The following is a 23,753-nucleotide window of genomic DNA, read 5'->3' on the forward strand; positions in this document are numbered from 1 at the left end:
GCCGTGAAAAAGTCGCTCTCCGCCTCACACACGGAAATTCAGACACTCCCCGCGAGGATTCCACTCTCCTTTCACCGCAAGTGAGCGTGACACATCCAGCACTAGTTGCTCACATGCAATGATATTCCCGTGCTGAGCATCAACATGTATGCTCGTCACATTCTCATTCCCAAGTTGGGTCTGGATGGATTCAATTTCGCTCCGCTGCCTATCCTTCGCCCACCAACAGTGAATTTGACATCGTATCTGCGGCCACCGGCCGTATGACCTAGACAGCACGGCCTCCATGCAGCGAATAGTCAAGTACACCCTAACCAACTCCCCTGAGCCTATTCCGGAGTACTCGCCAGCCACAACGATCAAACCTTCATCCATCGCCAGGTCCGTCCACGCCCGCAGCGACTGCTCACTTTCCAACGGGTCTTCTATGTGACAAGGCACCAACAAATTTAATCCGTTGTTAGCGGTTGCCTGCCGAAGAAACTCAAGGAAGTCATCCCTCCAGTCCCGATCCTGCAGAGCAGGACCAATAGTTGGTTTAAGCAAAGACGTAGGATCAACCATCCCGAGAAAGGAAACATGCCGACCTGTAGCCTCGAGGCGCGCAGCAGTTAGTGCAGCCAATGGGCCACCCAATGACCAACCAAGTAGGTGAAGTGGTCCAACTGGCTGCACTTCTTGGATTTGAGCTGCATAGTCGCAAGCCATCTGTTGCAACGAATCATCTCTGTGCTTGGGGTCTGCCAAGGTCCGGCATATTAATCCATAGACAGTTCGCCTACTACTTAGCTCTTTCGCAAGCGGCAAATACCCGAGGACTGTGCCGTACCCGGAATGTATGCAAAATAGCGGAAGTTCATTTTTGACGTACGCGTTCAAAAGCATGACTGGCCTTAGCCGTCTCGGTGCCGCCTGAATAGTGGGACTGCTCATGAGATCCTGAAGCGTCACATCCAAGCCTACTATCTTCTTTTGACGAGCCAGATTGACAACTCGCATTGCCGCAATGGAATGTCCACCCAGCTCGAAGAAGTTGTCATGGCGCCCCACGCGCTCCACACCCAGCACCTCGGCCCAGATCTTGGCCAGCGCCTCTTCCACTTCCCCTTGCGGCGCTTCGTATTCGTGCTCGCTCTCGAACCCCGGCTCCGGCAGCGCCTTCCTGTCCACCTTGCCGTTGGCATTGAGCGGCAGGCTCTCCAGCACCACGAGCACACTCGGCACCATGTAGTCCGGCAGTTGCTTGCCCAGCCGCTCGCGCAGCTCACCCGCTTCGATCGCCTGTCCGGCCTGCGCCGACACGTAGCCCACCAGCCTCGCCCCGCCCGGCCCTTCCTTGGCCACCACCACCGCTTCCCTCACCTCGGGCTGCGACAGCAACTGCGCTTCCACTTCTCCCAGCTCGATGCGGAAGCCCCGGATCTTGACCTGGTGGTCGATCCGACCCAGGTACTCCAGTTGCCCTTCGCCGTTCCACCGCACCAGGTCGCCCGTGCGGTACAGCCGCCCTCCCGCCTCATCGAACGGGTCCGCTACAAACCGCTCCGCGCTCAACCCCGAGCGGCCAAGGTAACCTCGGCCCAGCAGCTCTCCCCCGATGTAGAGCTCGCCTGCAACGCCCTGCGGCACTCGCCCCAGCGATTCATCGAGCACATAGGACTGCGTATTGGAGATGGGTTGCCCAATCGGCACTTGGCTCTGGCCGTCATCCCGGCAGGTCCAGCGGGTCACGTGGATGGTGGTCTCGGTCGGCCCATACAGGTTCTGCAGGCTTACGCCCTTGAGCCGATGCAGCGCTTCGCTCTGCGTGGCTGCGGGCATGGCTTCGCCGCCGCAGATCACGTAGCGCAGGCGCGTCTGTACTTCGATGCCTTCATGTGCCAGAAAGGCCTGCAGCATCGCCGGCACGAAGTTGAGCGTCGTGATCTCGTGCTTGAGGATCAGTTCGGTGATCCGTGCAGGATCACGGTGGTCTCCCGGATTGGCCACCACCAGCCGCACGCCGGCCGTCAAGGGCCAGAATATCTCCCACACCGAGACGTCGAAGCAGAACGGTGCCTTGTGCAGCACGGTGTCGGTCGCTGTCAGGCTGTAGGTCTGCTGCATCCAGGTCATGCAACTACTCAATGCGCGATGGCGGATCGTTGCGCCCTTGGGCCGCCCGGTGGACCCCGAGGTGTAGATCACATACGCCAGGTTCTCCCCATGCACCGCCACTTCGGGGTTCTGCGCCAGCTCGTCCGCCAGCTCCAGCCCGTCCAGTTCCAGCACCGCCAGCCCTTCGGCCGCCGGCAGCCGATCCTTCACCGCACTCTGCGTCAGCAGCAACCCAATACCGCTGTCCTCGACCATGTAGGCCAACCGGTCCGCCGGGTACTCCGGGTCCAGTGGCACATACGCCCCGCCGGCCTTCAGGATCGCCAGCAGCCCCACCACCATCTCGATGGAGCGCTCCACCGCGATCCCCACCTTCACCTCCGGCCCCACGCCCAGCGCGATCAGCCGATGTGCCAACCGGTTGGCCCGCACGTTCAGCTCGGCATATGTCAGGGCCTCGTCGCCGAAGAGCAGTGCCACCGCTTCAGGGTGGACCCGGGCTTGCCGCTCGATCAGCCGGTGTACCGGCTGCGCATCCGAGTAGCGCGTCGCGTTCACTCCCCATGCCTGAAGCTGTTGCTGCTCCGCTTCACCCAGCAGTTGAACATCACCCACCGCCTGCTCCGGCCGATCCGACAGCGCTTGCAGCAGTGCCACGTAGTGCCCCGCCATCCGCTCGATCGTGCCCGCCTCGAACAACCCCTCGGCATAACTGAAGCTCACATGCACGTGACCATCAGCGTCTTCGCTGGTGTCGACCGTCAATTCGAACTGCGCACCCTGTTCGCCCAATGCATAGTCTTCCAGCGCAAGTCCGGGCAATTGCTGCAGGGCCCGGTGGTCTTGCCGCTGGTGGTTAACCATCACCTGGAACAGCGGATTGGTGCCCAAGTTACGCTCTGGCTGCAGCGCTTCGACTAATTGCTCGAAGGGCAGGTCCTGGTGGGTCTGCGCACCGAGGGCCGCCTCCTTGGCCTGCTTGAGCACCTGTGCCAGACTCAACCGTCCATTGATGACGTTGCGCAGCACCTGCGTGTTGACGAAGAAACCCACCACGCCTTCGGTCTCTACCCGGTGGCGGTTGGCAATAGGCACCCCCACCCGGATGTCTTGCTGGCTGCTGTAGCGGTGGAGCAGCGCTTGCACGCCCGCCAGCAGCACCATGAACAGCGTCGCCTCTTCGGCTTGCGCCCGCTGGTGCAGTCCCTGCACCAGTTCGCTCGACAATTCAATGCCGTGATGGGCCGCGCTGTACCGCCCGTCGGCACGTCGCGCATGGTCCGCCGGCAGTTGCAGCACCGGGTGTTCGTCGCCCAACTGCGCCTTCCAATACGACAGTTGCCGGTCCTTCTCTCCGGCTTCCAGCCAGTTCCGCTGCCACACCGCGTAGTCGGCGTACTGGATCGGCAGCACCGCCAACTGAGGCTCCTGCCCCTGTATCCGCGCCCGGTATTGCGCCACGAACTCGTCGACGATGATTTGCATCGACCAGCCATCCGAGACGATGTGGTGCATCACCACCACCAGCACGTGCTCGTCGGCCGCTTCCCGGATCAGCCCCACCCGCAGCAGCGGGCCCGCTTCCAGGTCGAACGGCGTCTGGTGCAGCCGGACTGCCACCTCCCGCACCTTCGCTTCGCGCTCCTTCGCAGGCTCCGAGCTCAGGTCCACCTCTTCGATCTGCGCTCGATCATCCGCCTGGATGACTTGCTCGGCCTGCCCGTCCTCTCCACCACGGAACACCGTGCGCAGCGATTCATGCCGCACCACCAGCGCATCAAAACTCGCCTTCAGCGCTTCAACATCCAAATGCCCTCGCAGCCTCAGCGCCCCGCTAATGTGGTATGCCGTACCATCAGGCTCCAATTGCCACAGAAACCATTGACGTACCTGCGCGTACGAGGCCATTTGCGGACCGCCGCTATTCGCCACGGCTAGTACCGGAATCGCTTCTTCTCCTCCACACTGACCTTGGCTGGCCTTGGCCGCCCCGAGCAAACTCTGGTGTTCAAAGATCTGCCGTGGGGCGAGTCCCAGGCCCCTTGCCCGGGCACGGGCCACAACCTTGAGGCTAAGGATTGAATCCCCACCCAGCTCGAAGAAGTTGTCATGGCGCCCCACGCGCTCCACACCCAGCACCTCGGCCCAGATCTTGGCCAGCGCCTCTTCCACTTCCCCTTGCGGCGCTTCGTATTCGTGCTCGCTCTCGAACCCCGGCTCCGGCAGCGCCTTCCTGTCCACCTTGCCGTTGGCATTGAGCGGCAGGCTCTCCAGCACCACGAGCACACTCGGCACCATGTAGTCCGGCAGTTGCTTGCCCAGCCGCTCGCGCAGCTCACCCGCTTCGATCGCCTGTCCGGCCTGCGCCGACACGTAGCCCACCAGCCTCGCCCCGCCCGGCCCTTCCTTGGCCACCACCACCGCTTCCCTCACCTCGGGCTGCGACAGCAACTGCGCTTCCACTTCTCCCAGCTCGATGCGGAAGCCCCGGATCTTGACCTGGTGGTCGATCCGACCCAGGTACTCCAGTTGCCCTTCGCCGTTCCACCGCACCAGGTCGCCCGTGCGGTACAGCCGCCCTCCCGCCTCATCGAACGGGTCCGCTACAAACCGCTCCGCGCTCAACCCCGAGCGGCCAAGGTAGCCTCGCGCCAAGAGATCACCACCAATAAGCAACTCACCGGCAACACCAGAAGGCGCAGGGTTTAGATCCGCGTCCACTACCCATAGCGCCCGTCCCGCCAAGGGTGTGCCAATCGGCATTTGCAGTGGCAGCGGCTTGCCCCCACTCACGTAGGGTTGGCAATCCAGAATCGAGGCCGTCACCGTCGCCTCGGTCGGGCCATAGGTGTTCAGCAGTTTGACGTGCGCCAGCCCCGCTTCCCGCCAAGCATTGAGGCCTTCCGGTGGCATGGCTTCGCCGCCGGCATGAAGCTGGCGCAACACGCCGTAATCACGGATGCCTTGCCGGGCAAAGTCCTGCACCAGCAACAGCCAGTACGCCGTGGTGATATCCACGACACTGATCCGCTTGTCCAGCAGTTGCTGATGGAAGGTAGTGCTGTCCCACAAGGCCGGCCCACGCAAGACTACTGAAGCCCCTTCAATGAGCGGAGGAAACAGCTGCTCAATACAACCGTCAAAGTTCAACGTGGCGAACTGGAGCATCCGATCTGCTTTGGTCAAGCCGAAGAAGTCAAGGGCCACTTGAGCGTGCTCGACCAAGCTGTGATGAGGAATGCCTACACCCTTGGGCCGCCCGGTGGACCCCGAGGTGTAGATCACATACGCCAGGTTCTCCCCATGCACCGCCACTTCGGGGTTCTGCGCCAGCTCGTCCGCCAGCTCCAGCCCGTCCAGTTCCAGCACCGCCAGCCCTTCGGCCGCCGGCAGCCGATCCTTCACCGCACTCTGCGTCAGCAGCAACCCAATACCGCTGTCCTCGACCATGTAGGCCAACCGGTCCGCCGGGTACTCCGGGTCCAGTGGCACATACGCCCCGCCGGCCTTCAGGATCGCCAGCAGCCCCACCACCATCTCGATGGAGCGCTCCACCGCGATCCCCACCTTCACCTCCGGCCCCACGCCCAGCGCGATCAGCCGATGTGCCAACCGGTTGGCCCGCACGTTCAGCTCGGCATATGTCAGGGCCTCGTCGCCGAAGAGCAGTGCCACCGCTTCAGGGTGGACCCGGGCTTGCCGCTCGATCAGCCGGTGTACCGGCTGCGCATCCGAGTAGCGCGTCGCGTTCACTCCCCATGCCTGAAGCTGTTGCTGCTCCGCTTCACCCAGCAGTTGAACATCACCCACCGCCTGCTCCGGCCGATCCGACAGCGCTTGCAGCAGTGCCACGTAGTGCCCCGCCATCCGCTCGATCGTGCCCGCCTCGAACAACCCCTCGGCATAACTGAAGCTCACATGCACGTGACCATCAGCGTCTTCGCTGGTGTCGACCGTCAATTCGAACTGCGCACCCTGTTCGCCCAATGCATAGTCTTCCAGCGCAAGTCCGGGCAATTGCTGCAGGGCCCGGTGGTCTTGCCGCTGGTGGTTAACCATCACCTGGAACAGCGGATTGGTGCCCAAGTTACGCTCTGGCTGCAGCGCTTCGACTAATTGCTCGAAGGGCAGGTCCTGGTGGGTCTGCGCACCGAGGGCCGCCTCCTTGGCCTGCTTGAGCACCTGTGCCAGACTCAACCGTCCATTGATGACGTTGCGCAGCACCTGCGTGTTGACGAAGAAACCCACCACGCCTTCGGTCTCTACCCGGTGGCGGTTGGCAATAGGCACCCCCACCCGGATGTCTTGCTGGCTGCTGTAGCGGTGGAGCAGCGCTTGCACGCCCGCCAGCAGCACCATGAACAGCGTCGCCTCTTCGGCTTGCGCCCGCTGGTGCAGTCCCTGCACCAGTTCGCTCGACAATTCAATGCCGTGATGGGCCGCGCTGTACCGCCCGTCGGCACGTCGCGCATGGTCCGCCGGCAGTTGCAGCACCGGGTGTTCGTCGCCCAACTGCGCCTTCCAATACGACAGTTGCCGGTCCTTCTCTCCGGCTTCCAGCCAGTTCCGCTGCCACACCGCGTAGTCGGCGTACTGGATCGGCAGCACCGCCAACTGAGGCTCCTGCCCCTGTATCCGCGCCCGGTATTGCGCCACGAACTCGTCGACGATGATTTGCATCGACCAGCCATCCGAGACGATGTGGTGCATCACCACCACCAGCACGTGCTCGTCGGCCGCTTCCCGGATCAGCCCCACCCGCAGCAGCGGGCCCGCTTCCAGGTCGAACGGCGTCTGGTGCAGCCGGACTGCCACCTCCCGCACCTTCGCTTCGCGCTCCTTCGCAGGCTCCGAGCTCAGGTCCACCTCTTCGATCTGCGCTCGATCATCCGCCTGGATGACTTGCTCGGCCTGCCCGTCCTCTCCACCACGGAACACCGTGCGCAGCGATTCATGCCGCACCACCAGCGCATCAAAACTCGCCTTCAGCGCTTCAACATCCAAATGCCCTCGCAGCCTCAGCGCCCCGCTAATGTGGTATGCCGTACCATCAGGCTCCAATTGCCACAGAAACCATTGACGTACCTGCGCGTACGAGGCCATTTGCGGACCGCCACTTCCTGCCGAATAGATTGGCAGCTGCCCAAAGTCGATCCCGTTGTCCTTCAGGGCATCCAGAAACGCCCTTTGTTTTTCTCTGGAAAGGCAGACAAATCGTCTGGCAATCTCATGCTTGCCAATCTTCATTCAAGTCTCCAGAAGCTCCATTAGAACAGCCATTTGCTCAACGTCCACAGCGTTTTCGTTTTTTGCTATTTGTTCGGCCAACTTCGCGGCCAACAGAACTAGCGTGGGGGTCTCGAAGCAAGACCGCAGGGGAAACCTGACAGAAAGCCGCTCCAGCAGCTTCGTTTGCAGCCGCAGTGCGGCAAGCGAATCCCCCCCCAGCTCGAAGAAGTTGTCATGGCGCCCCACGCGCTCCACACCCAGCACCTCGGCCCAGATCTTGGCCAGCGCCTCTTCCACTTCCCCTTGCGGCGCTTCGTATTCGTGCTCGCTCTCGAACCCCGGCTCCGGCAGCGCCTTCCTGTCCACCTTGCCGTTGGCATTGAGCGGCAGGCTCTCCAGCACCACGAGCACACTCGGCACCATGTAGTCCGGCAGTTGCTTGCCCAGCCGCTCGCGCAGCTCACCCGCTTCGATCGCCTGTCCGGCCTGCGCCGACACGTAGCCCACCAGCCTCGCCCCGCCCGGCCCTTCCTTGGCCACCACCACCGCTTCCCTCACCTCGGGCTGCGACAGCAACTGCGCTTCCACTTCTCCCAGCTCGATCCGGAACCCCCGGATCTTGACCTGGTGGTCGATCCGACCCAGGTACTCCAGTTGCCCTTCGCCGTTCCACCGCACCAGGTCGCCCGTGCGGTACAGCCGCCCTCCCGCCTCATCGAACGGGTCCGCTACAAACCGCTCCGCGCTCAGACTCGGGCGGTTCAGGTAACCTCGCGCCAGCACTGCTGAACCAATATAGAGCTCACCTGGCACGCCAATTGGCGCCTTTTCAAGATGTGAATCAAGAACACGCAAATGGGCATTTGATGCTGGCCGCCCTATCGGCGGCAACTCATTTGGAAAATCCCGCTCAGCAAAGAAATCACTGACAACGTGCGATTCTGTCGGGCCGTACTGATTGATCAGGTGGCACTGACTCTCACTCGCCAACCACGCCCGAATAGGCGGCGTCAACTTAAGCTGCTCACCTGCAGTAATGACCTGTTTCAATGTGGGCAATCTCGTGACCGACGCAAGAGCCGATTCGACAAATAACTGCAATACCGCGAACGGAAGAAAAACTCTTTCGACTGATTGCTTGGAAATGAGGTCAATCAACAGGGAAAAATCGTGACGATCACCCTTATTTGTTTGAACCAGAGTTCCGCCTGAAATCAGGCAAGAGACTACCTCCTGAAATGCAACATCGAAGCATGGCGATGCAAAAAGAAGGGTTCGATAAGTACCGGGAAGCCGTACCAGCTGCCACTCCATCAGGCTAGACAGGACGCCATGCGACATTGCTACGCCTTTGGGACGACCGGTAGACCCCGACGTGTAGAGCACATATGCAAGGTTGCTCGCTTGCAACTCAACGAGGGGATCGTGCGATGACTCTGAAGTTAGATCGATGACATCCAACTCAAGCACGGAAAGTACTGACTGCGACTGAACCCTACGCCGGAGATGGCTTTGTGTCAGCAGTATTGAAGCCTCACTGTCTTCGAGTACATACCCAAATCGCTCAGCAGGGTATTCTGGATCTAGTGGAACATACACCCCGCCAGCCTTTAGTATCCCAAGAAGTCCTACCACCGTATCGAGGGAACGCTCTACGGCAATAGCCACCTTTACTTCTGGCTTGACGCCCAGCTTAATCAAGTAATGTGCCAAACGATTCGCTCGACAGTTTAGTTCGGCAAAACTGACTTCCACTTCCTCAAAAACAAATGCCAATACATTCGGTAACTCTTGTGCCCGCCGCTCAATGCGGCGGTGGACTGGCTCACGTCCCGCATAACATTGCGAACTCTTTTCCAACTGCTTTTGCAGAATTACGTCTTTATCATTTTCTACATTCAGTGCGCATGCCAATTGCCTTCCATCGCTCTCAAGCGCAGCAATAACATTGACCAATGCCGTTCGTATGTAACCACACAGCCGTTCCGCTGCCATGGATTCAGCAACCTGTACCACGATCTGGAAACTGCCGCCGAGATCATCGACATTGATCAGCATTGGATAGTTGGTCCGCTCCTCGCCGCCCAGCGACTCCATGCCTTCCCAGGCTCCAACCGTTGCCTCTGCGCCTTGCTCCACGCTGTAGCGGTAGTTGAACAAGGCCGAGAACAAGGGCGTACCACCGGGCAGCCCACTGCAGCGCTGCGCCAGCGACAGGCTGGCATGCTCGTAGTGCAGCAGATCGGTCAGCCCCACATGGGTCTCGCGCAGGCTTTGAAGCACGCTGCGCGCACCCAGCCTGATACGGATGGGCAGGGTGTTGATGAACATCCCCAGTGCTCTCTCCGCGCCTTCCCCCCCCTGCATGCGCCCGAACAGCACGGTGCCGAACACCACGTCGTCTTTACCTGTGGTCTTGGCCAGCACCTGAGCCCATGCCAAGTGGAACAAGCTGGCCGCACTCACCCCATGCCGCTTGGCTTGCTGCCGGATACGCGCGGATAGCTCCGCCTCCAGCTGCAACTGTGCTTCTTCGATAACACCGCCATCACCCCGCACTTCCGACAACCCAAAAGGCGCCGTCGGCTCTTCCACATCGCCCAGCATCTTGGTGAAGAAGGCTTCGTGCTCGGCCGGACTCGCGCCCAGCCGTGACTGCGCCACGAAGCGCCGGAACGGCACCGGCTCGGGCAGCTCCGCCTCCCGCCCTTGCTGGAAGAGGGCAATCTCTTCAACAATCAGTTCCAGCGTGGTGTGGTCCAGCACCAGGTGGTGGCTGGGCAACTGCAGCAGCCACCGCCCTTGCTCCGTGTCGTGCGCCGCCACGGCCTGGATCATCGGCGCCGTCCTCACATCGATGCGATGGTGCCGCGGATCCACATGAGCGTTCAACCGCTCAGCCACGCTGCCGGAGGCAATATCCTGAAGCCACTCGATCTGCAGTTGGGCCTGGCGGTAGACGACCTGTACCGGCTCTTCAAGCCCCTCCCACAGCACCGCCGTACGCAGGATGTCATGGCGCTCGATCACCCGATTGAAACTGGTGATGAAACGCTCCAACCGCTTGCGGCTATCAAAGCCGAGCAGTCGGTGGGTGACATAAGCGTCGCCCTGTTGTTGCAGCCTGTGGTGGAACAGAATCCCTTCTTGCAGCGGCGCCAAGGGGTAGATGTCCTGGATGTTGGCCGCACCACCCGGCACTGCCACTTCCACACGCCTGATTTGCTGCGCATCAAGCTCCACCAGCGTCAGCATCTCAGGCTGGATTGCCAGGCAATCCAGCGGGATGAGGTTGGGTGGAACAGGCACTTCGCGACGATCCTCGTTCTGCGCAACCGCCTGCGCAAAGGCCGCCAGTTCAGGCTGCTGGAACAGGGTACGTACCTGCACCGCCAAGCCCTGTGCACGCATGCGCTCAAGCACGCTCAGCGCCAACAACGAATGTCCACCCAGCTCGAAGAAGTTGTCATGGCGCCCCACGCGCTCCACACCCAGCACCTCGGCCCAGATCTTGGCCAGCGCCTCTTCCACTTCCCCTTGCGGCGCTTCGTATTCGTGCTCGCTCTCGAACCCCGGCTCCGGCAGCGCCTTCCTGTCCACCTTGCCGTTGGCATTGAGCGGCAGGCTCTCCAGCACCACGAGCACACTCGGCACCATGTAGTCCGGCAGTTGCTTGCCCAGCCGCTCGCGCAGCTCACCCGCTTCGATCGCCTGTCCGGCCTGCGCCGACACGTAGCCCACCAGCCTCGCCCCGCCCGGCCCTTCCTTGGCCACCACCACCGCTTCCCTCACCTCGGGCTGCGACAGCAACTGCGCTTCCACTTCTCCCAGCTCGATCCGGAACCCCCGGATCTTGACCTGGTGGTCGATCCGACCCAGGTACTCCAGTTGCCCTTCGCCGTTCCACCGCACCAGGTCGCCCGTGCGGTACAGCCGCCCTCCCGCCTCATCGAACGGGTCCGCCACAAACCGCTCCGCGCTCAGACTCGGGCGGTTCAGGTAACTGCGGGCTAGGCCGATGCCACCCAGATATAGCTCGCCAGACACGCCGGCGGGCACCAAGTTCAGGCCTTCGTCGAGCACATGCGTCTGGATGTCGCTAATGGGCTGACCGATCGGTACTTGGCTGCGTCCGTCGTTGCGGCAGGTCCAGTGCGTGACGTCGATGGCCGCTTCGGTGGGGCCGTAAAGGTTGTGGAGCCCGGCTTGCGGCAGGCGCTTGAACACGTCGTTCTGCGCTTCCGCCGACAGTGCTTCGCCGCTGCACACGATGCGCGCGAGGCTGGTGCAGGCTTCGATGCCTGCGTGCGCCAGGAAGGCCTGCAGCATCGAGGGTACGAAGTGCAGCGTGGTGACGTGGTGTTGTCGGATCAGTTCAACCAGGCGTTGTGGGTCGCGGTGATCGCCCGGCTTCGCCACCGCCAATCGTGCGCCCGTCATCAGCGGCCAGAAGAATTCCCACACCGACACGTCGAAGCTGAAGGGAGTTTTCTGCAGGACCGTGTCCGAATCGGTCAACCCATAGGCCTGTTGCATCCACTTCAAGCGGTTGTAGAGCGAGCGGTGTCGGTTGGCGGCCCCCTTAGGCCACCCAGTCGACCCCGAGGTGTAGATCACATACGCCAGGTTCTCCCCATGCACCGCCACTTCGGGGTTGTGCGCCGGCTCGTCCGCCACGTCCAGCCCGTCGAGCTCCAGCACCGTCAGCCCTTCGGCCGCCGGCAGCCGATCCTTCACCGCGCCCTGCGTCAGCAGCAACCCAATCCCGCTGTCCTCGACCATGTAGGCCAGCCGATCCGCCGGGTACTCCGGGTCCAGCGGCACGTACGCCCCGCCGGCCTTCAGAATCGCCAGCAGTCCCACCACCATCTCGAGGGAGCGCTCCACCGCGATGCCGACCTTCACCTCCGGGCCCACACCCAGCTGGATCAGCCGATGTGCCAACCGGTTGGCCCGCGTGTTCAACTCGCCGTAGCTCAGCACCTCGTCGCCAAAGAGCAATGCCACCGCTTCAGGATGGGCCCGGGCTTGCCGCTCGATCAGCCGGTGTACCGGCTCGGCGTTCGGGTAGCGTTGTACGTTCTCACCCCAGCTCTTGAGCTGTTGCCGCTCCGCCTCAGTGAGCAGCGCCACTTCGCCCACCGCCTGCTGCGGCCGCTCCGACAGCGCCTCGGCAATACCAGCCACGGCCGCCTGCATGTACTCGCACAGCCGCTGCGCACCGACGGACTGATTGGCCTGCCCCACCAGTTGGAAGCCTTGCCCCAGATCATCCACCGACATGCCTACCGGATAGTTGGTCCGCTCCTCGCCACCCAGTGATTCCATGCCTTCCCAGGCAAGAATGGCCGCGTCCGCCTCCTGATCTGCGCTGTAGCGGTAGTTGAACAAGGCCGAGAACAGCGGCGTGCCACCTGGCAGCCCGCTGCAGCGCTGTGCCAGCGACAGGCTGGCGTGCTCGTGGTGCAGCAGATTGGTCAGCCCCGCATGGGTCTCACGCAGGCTTTGCAGCACGCTTCTCGCACCCAGCTTGATGCGGATGGGCAGCGTGTTGATGAACATGCCCAGAGCTCGCTCCGCTCCTTCGCCGCCTTGCATGCGCCCGAACAGCACGGTGCCGAACACCACGTCGTCCTTGCCCGCGGTCTTGGCCAACACCAGCGCCCACGCCAGATGGAACAGACTGGCCGCGCTCACCCCATGCCGCTTGGCCTGCTGCCGAATCCGCGCGGACAGTTCTGCCTCCAGCGGCAGCTTCACCTCTTCAATGTCGCTACCATCGCCCTGCACGTCCAGCAGCCCGAACGGCGCCGTCGGCTCATCTACGTCGCCCAGCATCTTGGTGAAGAAGGCTTCATGCTCGGCCGGATTCATGCCCAGTCGTGCCTGGGCCACGAAGCGGCGGAACGGCACCGGCTCGGGCAGCTCCGCTTCCCGGCCTTGCTGGATCAGCGCAATCTCTTCGACGATCAGATCGAGTGTCGTGTGATCCAGCACCAGGTGGTGGCTGGGCAACTGCAGCAGCCACCGCCCTTGCTCCGTGTCATGCGCTGCCACGGCCCGGATCATCGGTGCCTTCCGCACATCGATGCGATGGTGCCGCGGATCCACATGAGCGTTCAACCGCTCGGCCACGCCGCCTGAGCCCACATCCTGAAGCCACTCGATCTGCAGTTGGGCCTGTCGATGAACGACTTGCACCGGTTCCTCGAGCCCTTCCCATAGCACCGCCGTGCGCAGGATGTCGTGGCGCTCAATCACTCGGTTGAAGCTGGCGACGAAACGCTCCAACCGCTCCTGACTGTCAAAGCCAAGCAGGTGTGGGGTAACGTAGGCATCACCCTGCTGTTGCAGCATGTGGTGGAACAGGATCCCTTCCTGCAGCGGTGCCAGCGGGTAGATGTCCTGGATGTTGGCCGCACCACCCGGCACTGCCACTTCCACACGCCTGATTTGCTGCGCATCAAGCTCCACCAGCGTCAGCATCTCCGGCTGAAGAGCCACGCAATCCGTCGGAATGAGATTGGGCGGTACGACGACTTGGCGACGATCCTCGTTCTGCGCAACCGCCTGCGCAAAGGCCGCCAGTTCAGGCTGCTGGAACAGGGTACGTACCTGCACCGCCAAGCCCTGTGCACGCATGCGCTCAAGCACGCTCAGCGCCAACAACGAATGTCCACCCAGCTCGAAGAAGTTGTCATGGCGCCCCACGCGCTCCACACCCAGCACCTCGGCCCAGATCTTGGCCAGCGCCTCTTCCACTTCCCCTTGCGGCGCTTCGTATTCGTGCTCGCTCTCGAACCCCGGCTCCGGCAGCGCCTTCCTGTCCACCTTGCCGTTGGCATTGAGCGGCAGGCTCTCCAGCACCACGAGCACACTCGGCACCATGTAGTCCGGCAGTTGCTTGCCCAGCCGCTCGCGCAGCTCACCCGCTTCGATCGCCTGTCCGGCCTGCGCCGACACGTAGCCCACCAGCCTCGCCCCGCCCGGCCCTTCCTTGGCCACCACCACCGCTTCCCTCACCTCGGGCTGCGACAGCAACTGCGCTTCCACTTCTCCCAGCTCGATGCGGAAGCCCCGGATCTTGACCTGGTGGTCGATCCGACCCAGGTACTCCAGTTGCCCTTCGCCGTTCCACCGCACCAGGTCGCCCGTGCGGTACAGCCGCCCTCCCGCCTCATCGAACGGGTCCGCTACAAACCGCTCCGCGCTCAACCCCGAGCGGCCAAGGTAGCCTCGCGCCAAGAGATCACCACCAATAAGCAACTCACCGGCAACACCAGAAGGCGCAGGGTTTAGATCCGCGTCCACTACCCATAGCGCCCGTCCCGCCAAGGGTGTGCCAATCGGCATTTGCAGTGGCAGCGGCTTGCCCCCACTCACGTAGGGTTGGCAATCCAGAATCGAGGCCGTCACCGTCGCCTCGGTCGGGCCATAGGTGTTCAGCAGTTTGACGTGCGCCAGCCCCGCTTCCCGCCAAGCATTGAGGCCTTCCGGTGGCATGGCTTCGCCGCCGGCATGAAGCTGGCGCAACACGCCGTAATCACGGATGCCTTGCCGGGCAAAGTCCTGCACCAGCAACAGCCAGTACGCCGTGGTGATATCCACGACACTGATCCGCTTGTCCAGCAGTTGCTGATGGAAGGTAGTGCTGTCCCACAAGGCCGGCCCACGCAAGACTACTGAAGCCCCTTCAATGAGCGGAGGAAACAGCTGCTCAATACAACCGTCAAAGTTCAACGTGGCGAACTGGAGCATCCGATCTGCTTTGGTCAAGCCGAAGAAGTCAAGGGCCACTTGAGCGTGCTCGACCAAGCTGTGATGAGGAATGCCTACACCCTTGGGCCGCCCGGTGGACCCCGAGGTGTAGATCACATACGCCAGGTTCTCCCCATGCACCGCCACTTCGGGGTTCTGCGCCAGCTCGTCCGCCAGCTCCAGCCCGTCCAGTTCCAGCACCGCCAGCCCTTCGGCCGCCGGCAGCCGATCCTTCACCGCACTCTGCGTCAGCAGCAACCCAATACCGCTGTCCTCGACCATGTAGGCCAACCGGTCCGCCGGGTACTCCGGGTCCAGTGGCACATACGCCCCGCCGGCCTTCAGGATCGCCAGCAGCCCCACCACCATCTCGATGGAGCGCTCCACCGCGATCCCCACCTTCACCTCCGGCCCCACGCCCAGCGCGATCAGCCGATGTGCCAACCGGTTGGCCCGCACGTTCAGCTCGGCATATGTCAGGGCCTCGTCGCCGAAGAGCAGTGCCACCGCTTCAGGGTGGACCCGGGCTTGCCGCTCGATCAGCCGGTGTACCGGCTGCGCATCCGAGTAGCGCGTCGCGTTCACTCCCCATGCCTGAAGCTGTTGCTGCTCCGCTTCACCCAGCAGTTGAACATCACCCACCGCCTGCTCCGGCCGATCCGACAGCGCTTCGACGATACCGGCAATGGCAGCCTGCGTGTACTCGCACAGCCGCCGCGCACCGATGGACTTGCTGACCTGCCCCACCAGTTCGAAGCCTTGCCCCAAGTCGTCCACCGACATATCAATCGGGTAGTTGCTCCTCTCCGCGCCGTCTGTTACTTCCATTCCATCCCAGGCACCAACCATTGCACCGCTACTCTCTTGCACGCTGTAGCGGTAGTTGAACAAGGCCGAGAACAGCGGCGTGCCACCTGGCAGCCCGCTGCAGCGCTGTGCCAGCGACAGGCTGGCGTGCTCGTGGTGCAGCAGATTGGTCAGCCCCGCATGGGTCTCACGCAGGCTTTGCAGCACGCTTCTCGCACCCAGCTTGATGCGGATGGGCAGCGTGTTGATGAACATGCCCAGAGCTCGCTCCGCTCCTTCGCCGCCTTGCATGCGCCCGAACAGCACGGTGCCGAACACCACGTCGTCCTTGCCCGCGGTCTTGGCCAACACCAGCGCCCACGCCAGATGGAACAGACTGGCCGCGCTCACCCCATGCCGCTTGGCCTGCTGCCGAATCCGCGCGGACAGTTCTGCCTCCAGCGGCAGCTTCACCTCTTCAATGTCGCTACCATCGCCCTGCACGTCCAGCAGCCCGAACGGCGCCGTCGGCTCATCTACGTCGCCCAGCATCTTGGTGAAGAAGGCTTCATGCTCGGCCGGATTCATGCCCAGTCGTGCCTGGGCCACGAAGCGGCGGAACGGCACCGGCTCGGGCAGCTCCGCTTCCCGGCCTTGCTGGATCAGCGCAATCTCTTCGACGATCAGATCGAGTGTCGTGTGATCCAGCACCAGGTGGTGGCTGGGCAACTGCAGCAGCCACCGCCCTTGCTCCGTGTCATGCGCTGCCACGGCCCGGATCATCGGTGCCTTCCGCACATCGATGCGATGGTGCCGCGGATCCACATGAGCGTTCAACCGCTCGGCCACGCCGCCTGAGCCCACATCCTGAAGCCACTCGATCTGCAGTTGGGCCTGTCGATGAACGACTTGCACCGGTTCCTCGAGCCCTTCCCATAGCACCGCCGTGCGCAGGATGTCGTGGCGCTCAATCACTCGGTTGAAGCTGGCGACGAAACGCTCCAACCGCTCCTGACTGTCAAAGCCAAGCAGGTGTGGGGTAACGTAGGCATCACCCTGCTGTTGCAGCATGTGGTGGAACAGGATCCCTTCCTGCAGCGGTGCCAGCGGGTAGATGTCCTGGATGTTGGCCGCACCACCCGGCACTGCCACTTCCACACGCCTGATTTGCTGCGCATCAAGCTCCACCAGCGTCAGCATCTCCGGCTGAAGAGCCACGCAATCCGTCGGAATGAGATTGGGCGGTACGACGACTTGGCGACGATCCTCGTTCTGCGCAACCGCCTGCGCAAAGGCCGCCAGTTCAGGCTGCTGGAACAGGGTACGTACCTGCACCGCCAAGCCCTGTGCACGCATGCGCTCAAGCACGCTCAGCGCCAACAACGAATGTCCACCCAGCTCGAAGAAGTTGTCATGGCGCCCCACGCGCTCCACACCCAGCACCTCGGCCCAGATCTTGGCCAGCGCCTCTTCCACTTCCCCTTGCGGCGCTTCGTATTCGTGCTCGCTCTCGAACCCCGGCTCCGGCAGCGCCTTCCTGTCCACCTTGCCGTTGGCATTGAGCGGCAGGCTCTCCAGCACCACGAGCACACTCGGCACCATGTAGTCCGGCAGTTGCTTGCCCAGCCGCTCGCGCAGCTCACCCGCTTCGATCGCCTGTCCGGCCTGCGCCGACACGTAGCCCACCAGCCTCGCCCCGCCCGGCCCTTCCTTGGCCACCACCACCGCTTCCCTCACCTCGGGCTGCGACAGCAACTGCGCTTCCACTTCTCCCAGCTCGATGCGGAAGCCCCGGATCTTGACCTGGTGGTCGATCCGACCCAGGTACTCCAGTTGCCCTTCGCCGTTCCACCGCACCAGGTCGCCCGTGCGGTACAGCCGCCCTCCCGCCTCATCGAACGGGTCCGCTACAAACCGCTCCGCGCTCAACCCCGAGCGGCCAAGGTAACCTCGGCCCAGCAGCTCTCCCCCGATGTAGAGCTCGCCTGCAACGCCCTGCGGCACTCGCCCCAGCGATTCATCGAGCACATAGGACTGCGTATTGGAGATGGGTTGCCCAATCGGCACTTGGCTCTGGCCGTCATCCCGGCAGGTCCAGCGGGTCACGTGGATGGTGGTCTCGGTCGGCCCATACAGGTTCTGCAGGCTTACGCCCTTGAGCCGATGCAGCGCTTCGCTCTGCGTGGCTGCGGGCATGGCTTCGCCGCCGCAGATCACGTAGCGCAGGCGCGTCTGTACTTCGATGCCTTCATGTGCCAGAAAGGCCTGCAGCATCGCCGGCACGAAGTTGAGCGTCGTGATCTCGTGCTTGAGGATCAGTTCGGTGATCCGTGCAGGATCACGGTGGTCTCCCGGATTGGCCACCACCAGCCGCACGCCGGCCGTCAAGGGCCAGAATATCTCCCACACCGAGACGTCGAAGCAGAACGGTGCCTTGTGCAGCACGGTGTCGGTCGCTGTCAGGCTGTAGGTCTGCTGCATCCAGGTCATGCAACTACTCAATGCGCGATGGCGGATCGTTGCGCCCTTGGGCCGCCCGGTGGACCCCGAGGTGTAGATCACATACGCCAGGTTCTCCCCATGCACCGCCACTTCGGGGTTCTGCGCCAGCTCGTCCGCCAGCTCCAGCCCGTCCAGTTCCAGCACCGCCAGCCCTTCGGCCGCCGGCAGCCGATCCTTCACCGCACTCTGCGTCAGCAGCAACCCAATACCGCTGTCCTCGACCATGTAGGCCAACCGGTCCGCCGGGTACTCCGGGTCCAGTGGCACATACGCCCCGCCGGCCTTCAGGATCGCCAGCAGCCCCACCACCATCTCGATGGAGCGCTCCACCGCGATCCCCACCTTCACCTCCGGCCCCACGCCCAGCGCGATCAGCCGATGTGCCAACCGGTTGGCCCGCACGTTCAGCTCGGCATATGTCAGGGCCTCGTCGCCGAAGAGCAGTGCCACCGCTTCAGGGTGGACCCGGGCTTGCCGCTCGATCAGCCGGTGTACCGGCTGCGCATCCGAGTAGCGCGTCGCGTTCACTCCCCATGCCTGAAGCTGTTGCTGCTCCGCTTCACCCAGCAGTTGAACATCACCCACCGCCTGCTCCGGCCGATCCGACAGCGCTTGCAGCAGTGCCACGTAGTGCCCCGCCATCCGCTCGATCGTGCCCGCCTCGAACAACCCCTCGGCATAACTGAAGCTCACATGCACGTGACCATCAGCGTCTTCGCTGGTGTCGACCGTCAATTCGAACTGCGCACCCTGTTCGCCCAATGCATAGTCTTCCAGCGCAAGTCCGGGCAATTGCTGCAGGGCCCGGTGGTCTTGCCGCTGGTGGTTAACCATCACCTGGAACAGCGGATTGGTGCCCAAGTTACGCTCTGGCTGCAGCGCTTCGACTAATTGCTCGAAGGGCAGGTCCTGGTGGGTCTGCGCACCGAGGGCCGCCTCCTTGGCCTGCTTGAGCACCTGTGCCAGACTCAACCGTCCATTGATGACGTTGCGCAGCACCTGCGTGTTGACGAAGAAACCCACCACGCCTTCGGTCTCTACCCGGTGGCGGTTGGCAATAGGCACCCCCACCCGGATGTCTTGCTGGCTGCTGTAGCGGTGGAGCAGCGCTTGCACGCCCGCCAGCAGCACCATGAACAGCGTCGCCTCTTCGGCTTGCGCCCGCTGGTGCAGTCCCTGCACCAGTTCGCTCGACAATTCAATGCCGTGATGGGCCGCGCTGTACCGCCCGTCGGCACGTCGCGCATGGTCCGCCGGCAGTTGCAGCACCGGGTGTTCGTCGCCCAACTGCGCCTTCCAATACGACAGTTGCCGGTCCTTCTCTCCGGCTTCCAGCCAGTTCCGCTGCCACACCGCGTAGTCGGCGTACTGGATCGGCAGCACCGCCAACTGAGGCTCCTGCCCCTGTATCCGCGCCCGGTATTGCGCCACGAACTCGTCGACGATGATTTGCATCGACCAGCCATCCGAGACGATGTGGTGCATCACCACCACCAGCACGTGCTCGTCGGCCGCTTCCCGGATCAGCCCCACCCGCAGCAGCGGGCCCGCTTCCAGGTCGAACGGCGTCTGGTGCAGCCGGACTGCCACCTCCCGCACCTTCGCTTCGCGCTCCTTCGCAGGCTCCGAGCTCAGGTCCACCTCTTCGATCTGCGCTCGATCATCCGCCTGGATGACTTGCTCGGCCTGCCCGTCCTCTCCACCACGGAACACCGTGCGCAGCGATTCATGCCGCACCACCAGCGCATCAAAACTCGCCTTCAGCGCTTCAACATCCAAATGCCCTCGCAGCCTCAGCGCCCCGCTAATGTGGTATGCCGTACCATCAGGCTCCAATTGCCACAGAAACCATTGACGTACCTGCGCGTACGAGGGCGGGCATGAGGAGGAAACCGATTCATCACGAGCGAGAATTGGAAACTGACCGATGGCCAACCCTTCCAATCTTATCTTTTGATAAACCACTCGGCGCTGTTCGAACCCAAGCCGGGCAAAACGTTCTGCAATTCGATGAGTTGTCAGGCTGTTCATTACACAGTTTCCAGACCATCAATAAAAGAATCAATCTCAGACAGGGTATTAACCATGGATTTCGTAGGCGAATAACAAACAAGCAGTGAAGCCGTCTCAGACAATGTGGGAGCAACAAAAACATCCCTAATGGCCAGATCAACCTGCATGAGAGACTGAATACGAGCTACCACCTGCACGGCCATCAACGAATGCCCACCCAGCTCGAAGAAGTTGTCATGGCGCCCCACGCGCTCCACACCCAGCACCTCGGCCCAGATCTTGGCCAGCGCCTCTTCCACTTCCCCTTGCGGCGCTTCGTATTCGTGCTCGCTCTCGAACCCCGGCTCCGGCAGCGCCTTCCTGTCCACCTTGCCGTTGGCATTGAGCGGCAGGCTCTCCAGCACCACGAGCACACTCGGCACCATGTAGTCCGGCAGTTGCTTGCCCAGCCGCTCGCGCAGCTCACCCGCTTCGATCGCCTGTCCGGCCTGCGCCGACACGTAGCCCACCAGCCTCGCCCCGCCCGGCCCTTCCTTGGCCACCACCACCGCTTCCCTCACCTCGGGCTGCGACAGCAACTGCGCTTCCACTTCTCCCAGCTCGATGCGGAAGCCCCGGATCTTGACCTGGTGGTCGATCCGACCCAGGTACTCCAGTTGCCCTTCGCCGTTCCACCGCACCAGGTCGCCCGTGCGGTACAGCCGCCCTCCCGCCTCATCGAACGGGTCCGCTACAAACCGCTCCGCGCTCAACCCCGAACGACCCAGGTAGCCTCGCGCCAAGCCGTCGCCGGCCACGTACAGCTCGCCTGCCACACCGATCGGTGCGAGGTTAAGCGAGCCGTCCAGCACCCTCAGGCCAAGGTCCGGGATGGCTACGCCGACCGGGCTGCGCTGGCCCTGCAGGTCCGCTTCCGTGATCTGGCGGTAGGTGACGTGTACGGTTGTCTCGGTGATGCCGTACATGTTGATCAGCTGTGGGCTCTGGTCTCCCCAGTGCTCGACCCACGGGCGCAGTCGCTGTGGGTCCAGCGCTTCGCCGCCGAAGATCACGGCGCGCAGCGCCAGGCGCTCGTCGTAGAGGCCGGGCACATTCATGAGCTGGCCGAAGGCCGAGGGGGTCTGGTTGAGTACCGTCACCCGATGCCGGCGCAGCAGTTGCAGGAAGTCTTCCGGCGAGCGGCTGACCCAGTAGGGCACGATGACCAATTGCCCGCCGCTGCATAGCGCGCCGAAGATCTCCCAGACCGAGAAGTCGAAGGCGTAGGAGTGGAACATCGTCCAGACGTCGTTCGTACCGAACCGGAACCACGCGTCCGTGCTGCCGAGTAGCCGCGTGACGTTGCGATGGCAGAGCTGGGCGCCTTTGGGTCTTCCTGTCGACCCCGACGTGTAGATCACGTACGCCAGGTTCTCCCCATGCACCGCCACTTCGGGGTTGTGCGTGGACTCGTCCGCCACATCCAGCCCGTCGAGCTCCAGCACCGTCAGCCCTTCGGCCGCCGGCAGCCGATCCTTCACCGCGCCCTGCGTCAGCAGCAACCCAATCCCGCTGTCCTCGACCATGTAGGCCAGCCGATCCGCCGGGTACTCCGGGTCCAGCGGCACGTACGCCCCGCCGGCCTTCAGAATCGCCAGCAGTCCCACCACCATCTCGAGGGAGCGCTCCACCGCGATGCCGACCTTCACCTCCGGGCCCACACCCAGCTGGATCAGCCGATGTGCCAACCGGTTGGCCCGCGTGTTCAACTCGCCGTAGCTCAGCACCTCGTCGCCAAAGAGCAATGCCACCGCTTCAGGATGGGCCCGGGCTTGCCGCTCGATCAGCCGGTGTACCGGCTCGGCGTTCGGGTAGCGTTGTACGTTCTCACCCCACGCTTGGAGTTGTCGACGCTCAGCTTCACCTAGCAGCTCCACATCCCCAACCGCCTGCTCAGGACGCTCGGCCAGCGCTTGCAGTACCGCCACGTAGTGCCCCGCCATCCGCTCGATCGTGCCCGCCTCGAACAACTCCTTGGCGTAGGTGAAGCTCACGTGCACGCGACCATCACCGTCTTCGGTACTCTGCAATGTCAACTCCAACTGCGCGGCCGGCTCTTCGAATTCAATTCGCTCAACAGCGAGCCCTGGCCATTCCTGCTCCTGGAGGCAGTCATACCGCAGATGATTGAACATCACCTGAAAGAACGGCTGAGCGCCTGGAGTACGTGCGGGCTGCAGTACCTCGACTAGGCGATCAAACGGTAGATCCTGATGGGCTTGTGCACCGATGGCGGAATCACGCGTCTGATCCAGCAGATCGAACAGTGACATTCGGCCATCGACCCGGGCCGTTATCACCTGCGTGTTGACGAAGAAACCCACAACACCCGCCATCTCCGCCAGGTTCCGGTTGGCGATAGGTACGCCAACCATCACGTCCGCCTGCCCAGAATGCCGGTACAGTAGCGTCTGATACCCAGCAAGAAGGACCATAAACAGCGTGCCCCCTTGTGCCCGCGCACGGTGGCGGAGGCGATCAGTCAGGCCCGCAACAAGCGTCTGGGTGTGTCGAGCGGCGGCGTAGCACCCATCCGGTCGACGAATTCGATCCGCAGACAAGAGTTGGCCGGTCTCCGCGATGCCGATCTGCTGTCGCCACCACTCGAGTTGCCGCTCGCTCTCAGCGCTTTCGATCCATCGTCGCTGCCAAAGTGCATAGTCGCTATAGCGAATCGGCAGCACAGGCAGTTCCGGTGCACACCCTTGCACGCGCGCGCGGTACTGCTGCGTCAACTCATCAAGGATAATTCGCGTTGATTGCGCATCAGAAATGATGTGGTGCATCACTACAATCAGTCGATGCTCGCAGTCCGCAATCCGCATAAGGACTGCACGCAGCAATGGACCCGATGTCAGGTCAAACGGCCTGAGCAACACCCGCAGGGTCTCTTCCCAGATCCGGGTATCTCGAACGCTATGGTCCAGTGTACTCAGATCGACGCAAGGCAACTCGAACGGTGCAGCCTCCAACACGACCTGCTCCGCAACACCGTCACCTCGGTCCATGAAGACGGTGCGCAAAGACTCATGGCGCAGCACGAGCGCCTGAATACTCGCTCGCAATGCATCCTTATTCAGCACGCCGCAAAGCCGAAGCCCACCACTCAGGTGATAGGCTGCGCTCTGCGGTTGCAGTTTCCAAAGGAACCACATGCGCTGCTGCGCAAATGACATTTCAGCCCGATCACCGTGAGTCCCTCGCACGATGGTGGCTCGTGGTTCCGCGCCACCCGCTTTGCCTCGCAAACGGATCTTCAGCGCAGCTAGTTGCTCCGAATCCAACCGAGATCGACGCTCGGACAAGTCTTGTTGATTTGACATTGTTTA

General features: G+C 62.7%; 3 protein-coding genes. All 3 read right to left on the reverse strand.

Annotated features, from left to right (window positions below; translation table 11 throughout):
• Positions 1-24: 24 nt before the first annotated feature.
• Genes BA022_RS09120 through BA022_RS09130 form a run of 3 tightly spaced genes read right to left on the reverse strand, consistent with a single transcriptional unit; the run spans position 25 to position 23,747 of the window.
• Positions 25-7,344 carry a non-ribosomal peptide synthetase gene (locus BA022_RS09120; protein WP_088887291.1) on the reverse strand — a complete coding sequence of 2,440 codons (7,320 nt, stop codon included), beginning with the start codon at positions 7,342-7,344 and terminating at the stop codon, positions 25-27.
• Positions 7,345-20,403, reverse strand: coding sequence for a non-ribosomal peptide synthetase (locus BA022_RS09125; RefSeq protein WP_088887292.1), 13,059 nt, complete (start codon positions 20,401-20,403; stop codon positions 7,345-7,347).
• Complete coding sequence (locus tag BA022_RS09130; protein WP_088887293.1) at positions 20,403-23,747, reverse strand: non-ribosomal peptide synthetase; 3,345 nt, start codon at positions 23,745-23,747, stop codon at positions 20,403-20,405. Before BA022_RS09130 ends, BA022_RS09125 begins: the two co-directional genes overlap by 1 nt.
• Positions 23,748-23,753 lie beyond the last annotated feature (6 nt).

The organism is Diaphorobacter nitroreducens, from assembly GCF_002214645.1.
GTDB lineage: Bacteria > Pseudomonadota > Gammaproteobacteria > Burkholderiales > Burkholderiaceae_C > Diaphorobacter > Diaphorobacter nitroreducens.

Excerpts from the sequence above, each read along its gene's own strand:
- BA022_RS09125 (WP_088887292.1), bottom strand. The coding sequence starts at position 20,403 with ATGAACAGCCTGACAACTCATCGAATTGCAGAACGTTTTGCCCGGCTT.
- BA022_RS09130 (WP_088887293.1), bottom strand. The coding sequence starts at position 23,747 with ATGTCAAATCAACAAGACTTGTCCGAGCGTCGATCTCGGTTGGATTCG.
- BA022_RS09120 (WP_088887291.1), bottom strand. The coding sequence starts at position 7,344 with ATGAAGATTGGCAAGCATGAGATTGCCAGACGATTTGTCTGCCTTTCC.